The sequence below is a fragment of the Caballeronia concitans genome (genome assembly GCF_001544615.1).
GTDB lineage: Bacteria > Pseudomonadota > Gammaproteobacteria > Burkholderiales > Burkholderiaceae > Caballeronia > Caballeronia concitans.
The window spans coordinates 453,679-469,816 of the sequence record NZ_FCNV02000003.1; the positions used below are offsets into that span (position 1 = coordinate 453,679).

Annotated in this window: 17 protein-coding genes; 3 read left to right on the top strand and 14 right to left on the bottom strand. The window is 64.2% G+C overall.

What is annotated here, in order from left to right; genetic code table 11:
• Nucleotides 1-2 precede the first annotated feature (2 nt).
• The 5 genes from AWB72_RS11715 to AWB72_RS11735 form a co-directional block, all read right to left on the bottom strand.
• Nucleotides 3-1,016 carry a fimbrial protein gene (locus AWB72_RS11715; protein WP_143754613.1) on the bottom strand — a complete coding sequence of 338 codons (1,014 nt, stop codon included), beginning with the start codon at nucleotides 1,014-1,016 and terminating at the stop codon, nucleotides 3-5.
• A gap of 90 nt (nucleotides 1,017-1,106) precedes the next feature.
• Entirely contained in the window at nucleotides 1,107-3,722 is a 2,616-nt protein-coding gene (locus AWB72_RS11720) for a fimbria/pilus outer membrane usher protein (RefSeq protein WP_052449934.1), read from the bottom strand.
• Between the two features lie 110 nt (nucleotides 3,723-3,832).
• Complete coding sequence (locus AWB72_RS11725) at nucleotides 3,833-4,573, bottom strand: fimbrial biogenesis chaperone (protein WP_040050958.1); 741 nt, start codon at nucleotides 4,571-4,573, stop codon at nucleotides 3,833-3,835.
• 55 nt (nucleotides 4,574-4,628) lie between these two features.
• Nucleotides 4,629-5,195, bottom strand: coding sequence for a fimbrial protein (locus AWB72_RS11730; RefSeq protein WP_040050959.1), 567 nt, complete (start codon nucleotides 5,193-5,195; stop codon nucleotides 4,629-4,631).
• A gap of 24 nt (nucleotides 5,196-5,219) precedes the next feature.
• A complete protein-coding gene (locus tag AWB72_RS11735; RefSeq protein ID WP_087128072.1) occupies nucleotides 5,220-5,462 on the bottom strand; it encodes a hypothetical protein in 243 nt (80 codons plus the stop codon).
• Between the two features lie 80 nt (nucleotides 5,463-5,542).
• On the opposite strand from AWB72_RS11735, the gene AWB72_RS11740 reads away from it, so the two are divergent.
• The 3 genes from AWB72_RS11740 to AWB72_RS28870 are packed head-to-tail and all read left to right on the top strand — an operon-like array spanning nucleotide 5,543 to nucleotide 6,663.
• On the top strand, nucleotides 5,543-5,980 hold the full coding sequence (locus tag AWB72_RS11740) for a carboxymuconolactone decarboxylase family protein (protein ID WP_040051053.1): 438 nt from the start codon (nucleotides 5,543-5,545) through the stop codon (nucleotides 5,978-5,980).
• A 10-nt stretch (nucleotides 5,981-5,990) separates the two neighbouring features.
• Complete coding sequence (locus tag AWB72_RS11745) at nucleotides 5,991-6,407, top strand: cupin domain-containing protein (RefSeq protein ID WP_084592934.1); 417 nt, start codon at nucleotides 5,991-5,993, stop codon at nucleotides 6,405-6,407.
• A 34-nt stretch (nucleotides 6,408-6,441) separates the two neighbouring features.
• Entirely contained in the window at nucleotides 6,442-6,663 is a 222-nt protein-coding gene (locus AWB72_RS28870; protein WP_159459357.1) for a hypothetical protein, read from the top strand.
• A gap of 16 nt (nucleotides 6,664-6,679) precedes the next feature.
• Here the strand turns inward: AWB72_RS28870 and AWB72_RS11755 are convergent, their stop codons facing one another.
• The 9 genes from AWB72_RS11755 to AWB72_RS11795 form a co-directional block, all read right to left on the bottom strand.
• Nucleotides 6,680-7,318 (bottom strand): dual specificity protein phosphatase family protein, encoded by a 639-nt coding sequence (locus AWB72_RS11755; RefSeq protein ID WP_342065425.1) that lies wholly within the window; start codon nucleotides 7,316-7,318, stop codon nucleotides 6,680-6,682.
• Complete coding sequence (locus AWB72_RS11760) at nucleotides 7,311-7,802, bottom strand: hypothetical protein (protein WP_040050964.1); 492 nt, start codon at nucleotides 7,800-7,802, stop codon at nucleotides 7,311-7,313. Before AWB72_RS11760 ends, AWB72_RS11755 begins: the two co-directional genes overlap by 8 nt.
• Nucleotides 7,799-8,923, bottom strand: coding sequence for an MGDG synthase family glycosyltransferase (locus AWB72_RS11765; protein WP_040050965.1), 1,125 nt, complete (start codon nucleotides 8,921-8,923; stop codon nucleotides 7,799-7,801). Before AWB72_RS11765 ends, AWB72_RS11760 begins: the two co-directional genes overlap by 4 nt.
• A gap of 146 nt (nucleotides 8,924-9,069) precedes the next feature.
• Nucleotides 9,070-10,386, bottom strand: a complete 1,317-nt coding sequence (oxlT, locus tag AWB72_RS11770) for an oxalate/formate MFS antiporter (protein ID WP_052449935.1) — start codon at nucleotides 10,384-10,386, stop codon at nucleotides 9,070-9,072.
• Between the two features lie 346 nt (nucleotides 10,387-10,732).
• Nucleotides 10,733-12,130, bottom strand: a complete 1,398-nt coding sequence (locus tag AWB72_RS11775) for an OprD family outer membrane porin (RefSeq protein WP_040050967.1) — start codon at nucleotides 12,128-12,130, stop codon at nucleotides 10,733-10,735.
• A 208-nt stretch (nucleotides 12,131-12,338) separates the two neighbouring features.
• Entirely contained in the window at nucleotides 12,339-13,322 is a 984-nt protein-coding gene (gene oppF / locus AWB72_RS11780; protein ID WP_040050968.1) for a murein tripeptide/oligopeptide ABC transporter ATP binding protein OppF, read from the bottom strand.
• Nucleotides 13,315-14,310, bottom strand: a complete 996-nt coding sequence (locus AWB72_RS11785; RefSeq protein WP_040050969.1) for an ABC transporter ATP-binding protein — start codon at nucleotides 14,308-14,310, stop codon at nucleotides 13,315-13,317. The genes oppF and AWB72_RS11785 overlap by 8 nt, the downstream gene beginning before the upstream one ends.
• A gap of 3 nt (nucleotides 14,311-14,313) precedes the next feature.
• On the bottom strand, nucleotides 14,314-15,204 hold the full coding sequence (locus AWB72_RS11790; protein ID WP_052449936.1) for an ABC transporter permease subunit: 891 nt from the start codon (nucleotides 15,202-15,204) through the stop codon (nucleotides 14,314-14,316).
• 11 nt (nucleotides 15,205-15,215) lie between these two features.
• The gene (locus AWB72_RS11795) at nucleotides 15,216-16,136 is read right to left on the bottom strand and encodes an ABC transporter permease subunit (protein ID WP_040050971.1); all 921 of its coding nucleotides are present in this window, start codon (nucleotides 16,134-16,136) and stop codon (nucleotides 15,216-15,218) included.
• Nucleotides 16,137-16,138 lie beyond the last annotated feature (2 nt).

Here is a 16,138-nt window from a genome sequence, read left to right on the forward strand (position 1 = left end):
CGTCACTGGTACGACATCGTGAACGTCGCGAGCGCCCTGACCGTCCCGGCATTGACCGCGCCCGTGCGCACGTAGCGGGCCGTCAGCGGCACTTGAAGCGTCCCGTTCGGCGAACTGCCGACCGTCCATTGATTCGTGTTGCCCGGCAAGGCGGAGTCGGGCCCGAACGCCACCGGCGTGCCCGCGCTGTTCAGAATCTGAACGCCGATGCCCTGCGCGGTGGAATCGGCCGTCGTCTTGAGCGTCGTCGTTCGATTGCTCGCATCGACAGCGTCTGTCAGGGTGATGAGCACCGTTGCGCCCGTCGAGCATGAAAGCGATAGCGAAAACGGCTGCGGGGCCGCGACCGCGCCGATGCCGGCGGCGAACGCGCGCGTATCGGCGGTCGGCATCAGGACGGCGACGCTCGACTGATTGACGGAGCACGTCGCGTGCGTCACGACGCCCGACGCCGCGCCGGTGAAGAGCGGCGTCTGCCCCCAGGAACCGGACTGGTCCGACTGCGAGAACGTGATCGTCACCGCAGGCGCCGACGTCAGCGAGGACGCGCCGGACGCAAGTGGCCCCGTCATGAGCAATGTTGCGGTGACCGTGACGTTCGCCGCCATGTACGGGCCGTCCAAGGGTCCGCTGAACGGACAGGACAGCCGAACGGCGCCATTGGCCAGCACGACACCGCTTGCACTGCACTGCGATGAATCGAAGGTGAATCGAACGCCGAGGCCCGCGACGCTGGTCTGGTACACATCGTTATAACCCGACACCAACGGCGCGTTCGTTTTGAAATCCGCATATAGCACAGCCGACGTGACGGTCGTCGGGTTGAGGGTGCTGATGAAATGGCAGTTCAGTTGGAAGGCAGCGGGCGGAACGGTCGCCACGGTCATGCCCGGCACGGCGCTGACCGATACGGGAATGGCCCCGGTCGCAAGCGACTTGTTCACGTTGCCCGTGCCGCACGTCATACCCGCGTAGGCGTTGCCCGGCAACGCGCACGCCCATGCAATCGCGAACATGAGCAAAAGAAACAATCCGGGGAGCCTGCGCCCGGTCCGGCAGGATGAAGCGATCGTGCTTGCGTGCGTCAAGGAAGCCTCCTTCGATTATCAGTGTAGGTCGCCCGCCGTCGTGATAGCCACCCGGCAATGCGATTCGACCGATGCGTAAATCGGACTTGCATCGCCGCTCGCGTCTTTCTTCGGCAGCGTGTAGGCGATCGCGCATTGCTGGCTTCGCTCATCGCCCCACTTCGCGACGAGCGTTCCGCTATCTTCGATACCGCGCGCAAACACGCGGCTGTCCTGCGCGACGACGCCGACGTTGCGTCCGTTCGCATCGACCACTTCCGCGCCGAACGGCAACGGCTCGCCGCCGTCGAGCGGCGCGCGGATGAGCGCGGCGCGGCCCGTCGTGGTCTTGTACTTGAGCATCACGATGGAGCCGAGATGCGGCGCGGTATGCTCCGACGTCGATTCGAGCTCGACATCGGCGGACGTGCCCTTCGGATCGAGATCGACCGTATTCATGCCGTACGGCGTCAGATACGGCACGACCGCATAGCCGCGCTTGTCCACCTCGACGCCCTGCGCGCCGGACACGCTCGCGCCTTCCGCGCCCTTCGCCTCGACGATGCCGAACGTATCGCCGACCGTCTGCGCCAGCGTGATGCCGCCCGGATGCGCGACGATCGATCCGCTCACGCCCGCCGACATCTGCGACGAATGCGCCCCGCCGCTCGCCGACGCGCTCACCTGCGCGTGCGCGCCGCGATAGATGCCGCTCGCGCCGCCGTTGAGGTTCGCATCGGCGTGGTCGTTCTTCGCGGCCGTGCCGTACACGTTGTAGCTGTACTGGTCGCGATCGCCCGCCGTCCCGCCGATGCTCGTCTGCAAGCTCGCCGCGCCATCGTTCGAATTGAAGTTCGCGGACAGCATCGGCGCGTGCTGCGAATGGCCGAGCGGAATCGTCGTGCTGACCATGAACTGATCGGAAAACTTGCCGTCGCCGTTGCGCGTGCGGCCCGCCGAGACGCTATAGGTGCCGTATTTGAAACTGTTCGAATAGCCAGCCTGATAGAACGTGTCGTGTCCCGGACGATTCCAGTAACTCTGCGACGACACCGTTGCAAAGAACGATCCGTGCGTGCCGAGCGACTGATTCACCGTAAGCTGGAAGCGTCCGCGCTGGCGGTCGGGCTGCGCGAGGATGCCGCCGTGCATTGCGTCGTCGCGAAGGCGCGCGGCATCGGCGAGACCGAGGTAATTCGCATCCGAAAAGCGATACGCGCCCAGCGAGATATTCGTGTCCGTCGGCGAAAACACCTTGCTGTAGCCGATATGCAGGCTGTGGCCGCTCAGCGTCTGCCCGTCGGGAACGTCGGTGCGGGCGGTCGTGATGTCGGCGGCGAGCGCGCCCAGCTTCGTGTTCAGCGCCGCGCCAAGGTTGGCGGCCACATAGCCCGTCGATGCCACCGCGCCGCCGTACAGCGTGACGAGATTGGTCAGCCCGCGCTGGATCGTGAGTTGCACGAAGCCGGGTTGCGTGTCGAGCGCCTCGTCGCGCAACTGCCCCGCCGTGACCGCGAAACGCGTGGTGCCCGGACGCAGCAACTGCGCAATCGATGCGTACGGAACGGAAAATTGCCGCATGCGGCCATCGGCTTCCGTGACGGTCACGTCTAGATTGCCGCCGTAGCCCGTCGCGTAGAGATCGCGAAGCTCGAACGGCCCGGGCGGCACGCTCGTTTCGTAGATCACCTGACCGTTCTGCCGCACCGTCACGCGCGCATTCGATTCCGCCGTGCCGCGCACGACTGGCGCATAACCGCGCAGCGATTCGGGCAGCATGCGATCGTCGGTTGCGACTTGCGCGCCGCGAAACTGGACGCTATCGAAGACGTCGCCGGTCGTGCGCGCATCGCCGAGCGTGACTTGCGCGCGCAGCTTCGGCAGATCGTGCTGGACGTAGGTGGCGATGTCGTCGAATTGCGTGGCCTGGCGCGTCGCCGCCGTCACCGACGATTGATGCCGAAAGTGCCATCCGCCGATATTGACGCCCGCGCTGATGCCGAGATATTCCTGCGTCGAACTCACGCCGCCGTTATTCGAGCGGTACGCGTTCGCGTTGTAGCTCAGAAAGCCCGCGTTGACGCCCTCGTCCCATTGCTCCGGCGGGACGTAGCCGCGCGCGGTGTTGCGAACGTAGATCTGCGGAATCGACAGCGACAGTTTCTGCTCGCCGAAGTCGAAATCGGCGCTCGCGCCCGGAATGGCGGCGCTGACGTCGAGGCACGCGTCGCCTTCGTCATGAGGATCCGCCGCGACTTTCGCGAAATCGACGTAGCCCTGCAGCGCCGCGCGCGTGAGGCACGCGCGCGCGTTGCCGCCTTCGGGCGGCGTGACGAAGCGCACCGGCTCGCGGGCCACCCGGCCGTCGTTGATCCAGATGTCGACGTCGTACGTGCCCGGCTTGATCGTGTTGCCGCGCGAGAAACGCGAAACGTCCTGGCGTTCCTTCGCGTCGAGGCGCAGGAAGGTCGTGTCGAACTCGACGTTCGCGCTGCCGCTCGCCACGTCCGCCGCCCGAACCGCGCCCACGTGCATGCCGCCGAGCGTCGCGAATGCGAACATCGCGAGCGAGGCGGCGGGATTCATCGAGAACGCCTTGAACGGCAGTTCGTTGCTGATTCCGCTTTGCAGTGAACGTTGACGAGACGGGTTCATTCAGGGCGATGCAACAGGCGCAGGAAGATCGGCGCGACCGCATCCGATGCGTGTGGCGAGAAGAAAAAACGGGGTGTGGCGCGTGACCGGCGCGCCGTCGGATGTCGGGACTACGGAGCGAGCGACGCGTCGCCTTCCATGCCGCCGCCGAAGTCGTTGATCGCGGTGAAGTGGACCTTGCCGGCATGCACGCCGGCCATCTTCGGAATGTCGATCACGCCTTGCCCTTTCGGCGGAACCATGCCGCCCTGATCGTTGACGTAACGACGTCCGTCCGCCGATACGCTGATTTCGCTGAACGACACGTAGTACGGCGTCGGATTGGATACGGCAAGCGCCTGACCTTCGCCATGAGCCGCGGGCACGACCTTCCAGACGAGCTGACCCGGCGCGTCGTCGGGGGAACCGGGGAGTTTGGTCGGCCGCGCGAACAGCTTGATGCGCGTGCGATACGCAAACTGCAACGTATTCGCGCCCGGTTGCGCATCCGCTTTCGGCGGCACGTCGAGCACGTTGAGCCAGAACACCGATTCGCGGTCCTGCGGCAGCGCACCGCCGCCGAACATCACGCGCAGCGTCTGCGACTTGCCCGCGTCCATGCGGAAGATCGGCGGCGTGATGACGAACGGCGCCTTGCTGTCGGCGGGCGTGGCGTCGGCGTTGCCGTCGTCCATCCAGACTTGGACGAGCGACGGGTTCGCGCTGTCGTTGGTCAGCTTGACGGTGACTTCGCGCTGATCCATCGGATAGACGACCCGCGTGGCGCCGATCACGACGCTTGCATCCGCGCCCGTCGTCGAGAACATCGCGGCCATTCCGAGCGCCGTGAGCCATGTGCTGATCGTCTTCATTTCACTACTCCGATTGATTGACCTAAAAACCGCGAAGTCACCCCGCGACAGTGACTTACTGATACTGCATCGTGTACTGCACTGTCGTGTTCACCGCGCCGGACTGCGCCTTGCCGGTTGCGTAGTACTGCGCGAAATAGTTCAGCGTGCCCGCGCCGCCGCTGATCGTTGCGCCGTTCGTGCCGATGGCGTTGTTGGCGTTCGTCAGCACGCTGATCGGCTGCATGGCCGAGTTGAGCAGGCGCACTTCGACGTTCGTCGCCGGCGACGCCGATGCCTGATTCAGCAGATAGCCGGTCGCCTGATCGACGGTCGGGCCGTTTTCGAAATGCGCGATGGCCTTCGTGGCCGCGCCGGAACAGCCGCTCAACGCGAGCGTGATGTCGCCGAGATTCGACGTGCCCGCGATCGCGCCTGCGGAGGCGAGCGAACCTGCCGGGACCGTCGGCAGCGTGACGGTGACGTTGGCCGGCGAGCCGCTTGCCACGCCGTTGATCGAGCACGTCGTATCCGACACCGCGCCGTTGATGGTGATGGTGCCGTCGGCGGCGTGCGCCGACATGCAGAACAGACCAGCGAGACCCGTGACGGCGACAGCGGCGGAAATGATGCGTTTCTTCATTGCTACTCCAGAAAAAATGAATGTTTAGGAAAACGGAAAAATGTTTCTACGTTGCACTTCCCGATGAAAAGATGCCTTCATTCGCTCGCTCGGGCCAACCTCAACGTACGAACGAATGCTACGCAGTTGCCCTCCGGTGGTATCTAGGAATTCTCTCAATGCGATGAGAACAATTCCGAAACGCTGTGATGCAACTACGTGCACAAAACCCAGCGCGTCCGTGCCCCATTTGCCGGTGGTCACCTCGAATTCGGCGAAAGCGGTCATTTCATCGCGCCAGCCGCGCGCCTATCCTGTCGATGTCGCGTCACTTCGCGCACCCCGACCATCCCGCCAAGGAGCCACTCATGAAATCCCGTCTCGACTTCTATAAAGCCAGTCCCGCCGCGATCAAAGCACTTTTGGGCGTGGAGGAGCGAATCGGCAAGTCGTCGATTGAAAAGTCGCTTGCCGAACTGGTGCGGCTGCGCGCGTCGCAGATCAACGGCTGTGCGTTTTGCGTCGACATGCACACGACCGACGCGCGCAAGGGCGGCGAAACGGACCGGCGTCTCGCGACGGTCGTTGCATGGCGCGAAACGCCGTTCTTCACCGACCGCGAACGCGCCGCGCTCGAATGGACCGAAGCGCTGACGCTCATCGCGCACGATCACGTGCCGGACGCCGTCTGGGAATCCGTCAAGCCGCATTTCAGCGACGAGGAAATCGCCGATCTGACCTTGCTCGTCTCGACGATCAATAGCTGGAACCGTTTCGCGATTGCGTTTCGCAAGATGCCGGAGTGAGGAGATGCACATGAGCATCCGTCGAATTCTTCTTCTGACGGCGATGATGGCGGTCGCGATGGCAGAAACGTCCGGCACGTGGGCGCAAGGTGCCGATTCGGAAACGGTCACGCCCGTGATGAAACAATCCGTGCCCGAAGCGCCCGGCAAGAACGTGCTGATGGCGACCGTCGCGTTCAAGCCGGGACAGGCATCGGAAGCGCATATGCATCCGGGATCGATCTTCGCGTATGTGCTCAAGGGGCACGTCGTCTCGCAGCTCGAAGGATCGGCGGCGAGGACGTACGGGCCGGGCGAATCGTGGTACGAACCGCCGGGCGCGCATCACATCGTGGCGAAAAATGCGAGCGCCACGGAGCCGGCAAAGCTGCTCGTGTTCGCGATCGCCGGAGAGCGCGATCCGATCAAGTTGCCGATTCCGCATTGACGATGCCTTCGCGCTCCGCGCTCCGGCGATGGCGATGGCGATGGCGACGGCGACGCATTTTCACAGCGACGCGAGAAGCGTCGGCGACAATGCGCGCCATCCGGTCAACGCTCGCATCGCCATGAACATCGTTCGCACTGCTGCCGTGCTCGTCGTCGCAACGCTTCTGCTCGGCGGATGCGGTCTCTTCGGATGCGCCGGCTGGGCCACCAACGGCGCCGGCTTCGGCGGATGCAGCGTCGGCACGCGCTTCTGACTGTCGTCGCAGCGTGTCAGCCGTGCGTCGCCAAAACGACGCCCGCCTCGCGCCGGAGCTGTTCGACATCCACGCGCTCCAGATAGCGCACGATGTTTCCCCACACCGGATGAAAGCCGTAGCCGCCATGCAGCAGTTCGTCTTCCGCCTGCTGCTTCGTCCATCCCTGATAGACCACGCGATACAGCGCGGACACCAGCCCCGTCCGGTCCGCGCCGTGCTGGCAATGAATGAGGATCGGGCCATCGCGGTCCGCGTTGCGTAGCGCCTTGAGCGCGGCGATCATGTCTTCGTCGCGAATGTCCCACGTATTCATGGGAATGCGTTCCAGCGCGATGCCGCTGCCCGCCAGCAGCGCTTCATCCGAATGAAACGAGCGAAAGCTGATGATCTTGCGGATGCCGAGCGCGCGCAAATGCGGGAGATCGTCGGCGGTAATCTGCGCGCTCCGGTAAAGCGACGGCGAGATGCGATGCAGATTGTCGACGTGCGTGAAGACCATCGGCTCGGCCCAGTTCAGCGGCCGCGCGGCGACGGTCACGGCACGCGGCGCATCGCTCGGATGCGGGACGACCGGCGCGGCCTTCAGCATCGACACAAGCGCGAACGCCGCCGCAGCCGCGCCATAAAACGCAACCATCACGACTCTACGCACGGCGCGATCCTTCCCGCATCGACAGGGAAAACAGCACGCACGCGGCGGCGCTCATCGTCCAGTAGTCGGTGGGCGCGAACGCGATCCAGTGCTTGTGCCACGCCACGTGCTGCGGGTCGAAACGCGCAACGCCGTACGCCGGATTGAGGACGAACCACAGAAAGTCTTCGACGAGCCAGAACGTCATGATGCACGCGACGATGCGCGCTTCCATGCGCCACGACCATCGCGCGAAGAAGACGGCCGGAAGATGAAAGAAGAGCGCGACGAACGGAAACACCCACGCGTGATAGCCGGTCATGGGCCGGCCGCCCCAGAAGATGTCGAGCAGCCAGTGATGTTCGATGCGCCACGTCGGCAGATTCGCGGCCCAGCCCGCGCTGCCTTCAATCTGAATCTCGACGTTGGCGAAAAAGAAGCCGAGGAGCACGACCCACGCGATCAGCGCGATCAAGCGGCCCGCTTTACATGCGCATTGCCTCATGCCGCGCTCCCGAGCACCGTGTCCAGCACGACGCGCGCGGCATCGGGACGCGCAATCGGCGCGATACGTCGGCGCATCGCGTCCAGTTGCGCGGGTTCGTCTAGCAGCATGCGGATGCGATATTCGAGCGCGGCGGCATCGATGGCCTTCAGCGCGACGCCGCGTTCCAGCAGGAAATCGGCGTTGCGCTCTTCCTGACCGGGAATCGGCGAATTGACGATCATCGGCACGCCCATCGCGAGGCATTCGGATGTCGTGAGGCCGCCCGGCTTCGTGATGACGAGATCGGCGCAAGCCATCAGGCGTTCGACCTGCGATGTGAAACCCATCGGCAACAGTCGTCCCGGATGACGCCGCGCGACTTCGCGCAGCGCATGCAGCAGCGCTTCGTTGCGGCCCGCGAGCGCGATGAGCTGAAAATCCGCGTCCATCGACAATAAACGCGCGGCGAGCGCGTCCAGCCCGCCGAGTCCGGCGCCGCCCGACATCATCAGAAACGTGCGGCGCGTCGGATCGATGCCGAACTCCGCCGCGCACGACGCGCGGTCGTAGCGCTCGCCGAACGCGGGCATCACGGGAATGCCGCTTACGTGAATCGAATCGTGCGGCAGGCCGCGTTCGCGCATGCGCCAGGCGATTTCATCGTTCGCGGCGAAATAGCCCTGCATATGCGGGACGACCCACAGCCGATGCAGATCGAAGTCCGTCACCTGCACCCATACCGGCGTCTGCAGATTGCCCTTTCGACGCTCGCGCGACAGCAATTCGGCCGGCAGAAAATGCGTGCAGACGATGGCGTCGGCCTTGTGGCGCGCGATCTCCGCTTTCAGCGCGCGGCAGTTGAGCCGCTCGACGGCGCGTCGCACGCGCTCGCCGAGGGATCGCGGCGATGCGTTGTCGGTCTTCTGATAGAGATAGCTCCACAGCGCCGGCTGATGCGTGACGAGCTTGATGTAGAAGTCCGCGTAGAGCGCCCTGAAGCTCGCCGGGACGAAGTCCATGACGTCCAGATGCACGGCTTCCACGCCTGCGGGATGAAGCGCGGCGCAGGCGCGGAGCGCTTCGGCGGCGCGCGCGTGGCCCGCGCCCGCGCTGACGCTGAGAAGGAGAAGTTTTGACATGCGAAGCAACTCGATGCAGGAAGCTTTCGCGCGACGTGCGTCACGCGAAAGGTCTGGATCATAGCTGCCAACGCATCGCGGAAAGCGCGAGTGGATCGATTTTCACAGTCGTCCCCGCTCGCGCCGAACTCACACGTCTTGTCGCGCTACTCCTTGACGGCCGGCGAATACGCCATGTCCAGGCTCGCATCGCGTGCATGCCGTTGCGAGTGCGCGCTGCGCATCGGCTTCAAAACGAAGAGCGCGAGCAGCGCCGCGACCGCGGCCATTCCCGCGGCCAGCATGAAGACCGCGTGCCAGCTTCCCGTCGATTTCGTGATCACGCTCGAAAACGGCACGAGCAGCGCCGCCGTGCCCTTCGCCGTGTAGAGCAGACCGGCGTTCGTGGCCGCGAACTTCGGGCCGAACGTGTCGCCGCATGTCGCCGGGAAGAGGCTGTAGATCTCGCCCCAGGCGAAGAACACGATGCCCGTCAGCACGACGAACGCCACCGGATTGTGCCCGAACTTCGACAGCGCGACGATGCCGACCGCTTCGATCGCGAACGCGACGAACATCGTGTTCTCGCGACCGATCCTGTCCGACACCCAGCCGAAGAACGGCCGCGTCAGCCCGTTCAGCACGCGGTCGATGGTCAGCGCGAACGTCAGCGCGGGCAGCGTGAGGCCGAGAATCGACACGGGCGAATCCTGTAAGCCGAAGTCCTTCGCGATGGGACCGAGCTGCGCCGTCGCCATCAGGCCGCCGGCGGCCATCATCACGAACATCAGGTACATCACCCAGAAGATCGGCGATGCGAGCACCTGCTTCGGACTCGCGTTATACACCGCGCGCTTCACGGTGCTCTTGACCGCCGCGAGCACGTGCGCGGGCGGCGCGAAAAGCGCCATGCCGAGCAGGAACACGACGAGACCCTGCCCGAGCCCGAACCACAGGAAGGTCGCTTCATAGCCGCTCGATTTGATCATGTGGGCGATGGGAACCACCGTCGCCGCCGATCCCATGCCGAAGCCCGCCGCCGTGATGCCCGCCGCGAGGCCGCGTCGCGTGGGGAACCACTTCAGCGCGTTGCCGACGCACGTGCCGTACACCGCGCCCGCACCGACGCCGCCGATCGCTGCCGCGAGATACAGGAGCGGCAGCGACGACGCCACCGAATTCATCGCCCACGCGATCGCACACAAAAGCCCGCCGCCGACGACCACCGGACGCGGCCCGTACTTGTCGACGAGATAGCCTTCCACCGGCACCAGCCACGTTTCCGTGACGACGAAGATCGTGAACGCCACTTGAATCGCGGCGCGGCCCCAGTGATATTTCTCGTCGATCGGATTGACGAAGAGCGTCCACCCGTACTGCATGTTGGCGATCATCGCCATGCAGATCACGCCGAACACCAACTGCACCCACGGCGACGCTAGGCGCGACGCCCCGTCCTGGCGGTTCATCCGGTCAGTTCCCATGCCTGTCTCCTTGGCACTGCTGCCTTTGTGTCATTGGACGTCGAGCGACGCCTCTTACGATGCCGCCCACGCGTCATCGCATATACACAGTATGTGATATATCAAGTAAGTCAAGCGAAAGAAACGGCGGGGTTTTCACTAAGCGCCGTGCTTTTCGTAAGGCGTTGAAAGGCGTGCTGCGGCGCGGCGAAAGACGAAAAAAAACCCGGCAGGAACAAAGCCTGCCGGGCGATGAGCGTGGGCGAGACATGGCAATCCGCAGCACGCCCTCTCTTTATAGATGAAAGTTAAACGTAATGTAAAGAGGATGTTTTGTAGGGTTTACGCCGCCGTCTGACTTCGCGTTTTAGAACACGTTGAACGGCATGTTCACCATCAGGCGATACACGTTGCTCGTGCCGTCCGGATAAAACTCGCTGCCGTGATGATGCATGTAGTAGAACTTGATCGACGTGTTCTTGAACTTGCCGTCCGGCACCGTATAGCCAGGGATGATGCCGAACTCGTAATGCGAGCCGTGCAAAGGCTGTCCGTTGACCATGTAGCTGCCCGCGTTCGCGGTGCCGCTGTTGGCCATCGCGCTGCCGTCCGCGCCCCAGCCGTAGGCCGTCCACATCGTGATCTTCAGACCCGGCACGCCGTAGTCCTTCATGTTCAGCGAGTACGACAGGCTCACGGATTTTTCGCGCGGCTGGTTGTAGTCCACGTCGAGCGAGTTCGACAGATAATCGCCGCCCGTCTCGTGCACGTAATCGAACATCTGGTCGCCGAGAATCTGCTGGAACGCGAACTGGAGCGTGTGCGCGCCATGCGTGCCGGCAAACGCCAGGCTATACGCGTTGTTGTTGATCGGCCCCTGCCGTTTGTCGCCGATCGCGCCCGTGTAGTAGTAGTTCAGCGAGCCGGTCCAGCGCACGGCCTTCGCATCGCCGATGCTTTGCGTCGCGCTCAGGTAGTACTGCTGCCACACATTGTTCGCCACGCTGCCGTACAGCGTGACAGCCGTGTCGTCGCCGCGCGTCCAGTCCCCGCCGAAGTACGTGAACTGCGAGATGGGCTTGCCGCCATATTCCGTCTTCAGGCCGCTCACGGTCGTCATGCCGCGAGCGAGCACGCCATCCACTGTCCCTGCCTTGAGCGTCAAGTTTTTGACTTCGTCGCTCACGAGCGAGAAGCCGCGGAACGTCGGCGGCAGCGCGCGGTTGTCGTGCGGCACGAGGAACGGGTTGTCGAAGAGTTGCTGGCCATACTTGAGCACGGTGTTCGACGCGCGCGCCTTCACGTCCCACACGCCCGGATACGCCCACGCAAGCTGATTCGATCCGCCGCCGTCGGTGCCGACGTGGACGCGATTGGTCGCGCCTTCGCCGCCATTCAGCTTGAACGCGCCGAACAGCGATACATCCGCCCCCAGCCCGATCAGCCCGCGCGTATAGCCCGACTCGAACACGGCCTGCGCGCCGAGCACCCAGGCATCCTTTTTCCCGGCGCCCTTGAATTCATCGTGCTCGGTGAAAGACCGCGCCAACACATTCAAATGCGAATCCTCGATAAAACCCTTCGCTTTCGCCTGATTGCTGACCGGCGCATCGGCTTCGGTATTGGGCGGCGAACTCGGCACGGCTTCGGTGTGACGCGAAGGCGGATCGGTATCGGCTTCCTGACCATATGCGGCCACGGTCGAGGCCATGGCACCGCTGAACAACAAAATCGAAAGCGCGACCGAAAGTTTTTGTTTTTTCATTGAATGGATCTCCTGCTGCTGACTCAACCTGCTAACGACAAAAAAACGACAACTCAAAACTGAACGGCTGCAACGAGCCGCGCCTCGCGACGAAAAGTCGAGGCGGCGCGTGGCGTCACGGGCGTTGATGGGGACGGGCGATGCGTGCGTCTAGCGTTCTTTCAGGGCTGCTTCACTTCCTCTTTTGGGGTGGATAGAAACGCGCGCATCAGGCGAAGAAACACGCGGCGGACGAACCTTGATCCAGCGCGCGCAGTTCGGGCACTTCCTGCGAACACCGCGCCTCTGCCATTGGGCAACGCGTATGAAACACGCATCCGGCGGGCGGATTCATGGGACTCGGGATATCGCCGGAAAGAATCTGCACGACCTTGCCGCGCTCGATCGACGGAGCGGGCACCGGCACCGCCGACAGCAACGCGCGCGTGTACGGATGACGCGGCGTGTCGTAGAGCGCGTGCTTGTCCGCCAGCTCCATCACGCGGCCGAGATACATGACCATCACGCGATCCGAGATGTGCCGCACCACGGCCAGATCGTGCGCGATGAAGATCAGCGACAGCTTCATCTCCGCCTGCAACGCCTTCAGCAAGTTGACGATCTGCGCCTGAATGGACACGTCGAGCGCGGAAACCGGCTCGTCGCAGATGACGAGTTTCGGCTCCACGATCAGCGCCCGCGCAATGCCGATGCGCTGGCACTGTCCGCCCGAGAACTCGTGCGGATAGCGGTTGATCATCTGCTCGCGCAGGCCGACTTTCGCCATCATCGCGCGCACGCGGGCGTCGATGTCCTTGCGGCTCATGCCCGGCCGATGCTCCATCAACGGCTCCGCGATGATCTGCCCGATCGTCATGCGCGGATCGAGCGATGCAAGCGGGTCCTGGAAGATCATCTGCACGTCGGCGCGCACCGCGTGCCACTCGCGCGCCGATGCCTGCGTGAGCGTCGCGCCCATCCACACAATCTCGCCGTGCGTCGCGGGAATGAGATTGAGGATCGCGCGCGACAGCGTGGACTTGCCGCAGCCCGATTCGCCGACGACGCCGAGCGTCTCGCCCGCGCGCAAGTCGAAGCTCACGCCATCGACCGCCTTGAGCGTGCGCGACGGCGCCCACGGCAGGCGGCTCTTCGCCTTCACCTGAAAATGCACGCGCATGTCGCGCACGGAAAGAATCGTCGCGTCAGACATGGCTTTGTTCCTGATAGCGGGTGATCAGTGCATCGGCGGGACGATGGCACGCGCGCAGCCCATGCGTGCCGACGGCTTCGAGCGCAGGCGCTCGCTCGCCGCACTCGGCGGTGGCGTCGGCGCAACGCTCGTGAAACGGACACCCCGCCGGCGGATGCGCCATGTTCGGCGGATTGCCCGGAATGCCCGCAAGCTCGCCGCCCTCTTGGTCGAGGCGCGGCAACGCGCGCAGCAAGCCGATGGTGTACGGATGCGACGGCTTCGCGAACAACGTGGACGCATCGCACTGTTCCATCACGCGGCCGCCGTACATCACCATGACCTTCTCGCACAGCCCGGCGACGACGCCCAGATCGTGCGTGATCAACACGATGGACGTGCCGAAGTCGCGTTGCAAATCGCGCAGCAGTTGCAGCACTTGCGCCTGCACGGTGACGTCGAGCGCGGTGGTCGGCTCGTCGGCGAAGAGGATGTCGGGTTCGCAGAGCAGCGCCATCGCGATCATCACGCGCTGGCGCATGCCGCCCGACAGCTCGTGCGGATACTGCCCGATCCGATGCGCCGCTTCAGGGATGCGCACGGCTTCGAGCATCGAAATGGCGCGCTTCTTGGCTTCGCGCCGCGTGAGGTTCTTGTGCAGCTCGAGCACTTCCGTCATCTGCCGTTCGATGGTCAGGTACGGATTGAGCGAGCTCATCGGGTCCTGAAAGATGATCGAGAGACGATTGCCGCGAATGCGGTTCAGCGCCTTCGCCGGCATGCCGAGCAGGTTCTCGCCGCGATACAGCGCCTGTCCGCTCGCGCGTCCGTTCGATGCGAGCAGCCCGAGCATCGCGAGCACGGTCTGGCTCTTGCCCGATCCCGACTCGCCGACGATGCCGAGCGTCTCGCCCTCTTCCAGCGCGAAGCTCACCCCGTTGACGGCGCGCACGGCGGCGTCGTGCGTCTTGAATTCGACTTGAAGGCCGTTGACTTCGAGTAGCGGCATGGCTCACCTGTCCTTCGGATCGAGCGCGTCGCGCAGCCCGTCGCCGACAAAGTTGATGCAATAGAGCGTGATCGAGAGCAGCGCCGCCGGGAACAGCAGAATCCACGGCGACGATTCCATCACGCCGACGCCGTCCTGAATCAGCACGCCCCAGCTCGTCATCGGTTCCTGCACGCCGAGACCGAGAAACGACAGCACCGATTCCGTGAGAATCACGCCGGGCACGGTGACGGTCGTATAGATCGCGACGATGCCGAGCAGATTCGGCACCACATGCCGCACGATGATGCGCCGCGTCGGCACGCCAATGGCCCGCGCCGCCTCCACGTATTCCTTCGAGCGGATGGCGAGCGTCTGGCCGCGCACGACGCGCGCCATGTCCATCCACGAGAACACGGTGATGGTCAGCACGACCAGATAGAACTCGCGGCCGAGCAGCGTCACCATGAGGATGGCGATGAGCAGGTACGGAATGGCGTACATCATGTCGACGAAGCGCATCATCGCGTTATCGACGCGCCCGCCGATGAACCCCGCCACCGCGCCCCACACGATGCCGAGCGTGACCGACGTGAACGTGGCGAGCGCACCGATCATCAGCGACACGCGGCCGCCTATCAGACAGCGCACGAGCAGGTCGCGGCCGGTTTCGTCGGTGCCGAAGAGATGCCAGTTGACGAACGTGGGCGGCACGCTCATCGCGTTCCAGTCGGCGGAATCGAACTGATTCGGCGACAGCCACGGTCCGATGACGCACGCCAGCGTGATGACCGCGAGCAGCGCGAGGCTGACCACCGCCGCCTTGTTGCGCAGAAAGCGCGCGCGGGCGTCCTGCCACGGACTGCGGCCGGCGACCGCTTTTTCCAGCGTGGCGCTCAAAGAAGCTGATTTCATCGCGCGCCTTTTCAGTAACGGATTTTCGGGTCGAGCCACGCGTACGCGAGATCGACCAGCAAGTTGAGCAGCACGGCCACGACTGTGACGAGCACGACGAGACCGAGCACCAGCGTGTAATCGCGATTGGCCGCGCCGTTCACGATCAGCTTGCCGATGCCCGGCAGCGAGAACACGGATTCGGTGACGACCGCCGCCGTGATCGACGAAATCGCGAGCGGCCCGATGACCGACACGACGGGAATGAGCGTCGGCTTCATCGCGTGGCGCAGCACGATGGTGCGCATCGGCAGGCCCTTCGCGCGCGCGGTGCGGATATACGGCGTGTTCATCACTTCGATGAGACTCGCGCGCGTCACGCGTCCCACCGTCGCGACGTTGATCATCACGAGAAGCGCGACGGGCAGCACCATGTAACGCGTTTCGAACGCGTTCCAGCCGCCCGCCGGCAGCCACTTGAACCAGATGGCGAACACGAGGATCAGCACCGGCCCGATCACGAACGACGGAAACGCGTTGCCCGCGTTGCTCACGAGCATGAGTGCGTAATCTGCGATGCTGTTACGCCGCAGCGCCGCCGCCACGCCGAGCAGCACGCCGATGACGATCGCCAGCGCCATCGAAACGCCGCCGATCGCGAGCGACACCGGCAGCGCGCGCAGCACGAGTTCGTTCACGCTCCAATCGGCGTAACGGAACGACGCGCCGAGATCGCCGTGCACGAGGCCGTCGAGATAGAGCAGATACTGCTTCCACAACGGCTCGCCGAGGTGATACTTGGCTTGCAGGTTCGCGAGCACTTCGGCGGACACTTTGCGCTCGCCGTCGAACGGGCCGCCCGGCGTTGCGTGCAGAAGCAGATAGCAGACCGTGACGACGATCAGCAGTGTCGGCAGCGTGAGCAACACGCGCCGCAGCGTATAGGACCACATGC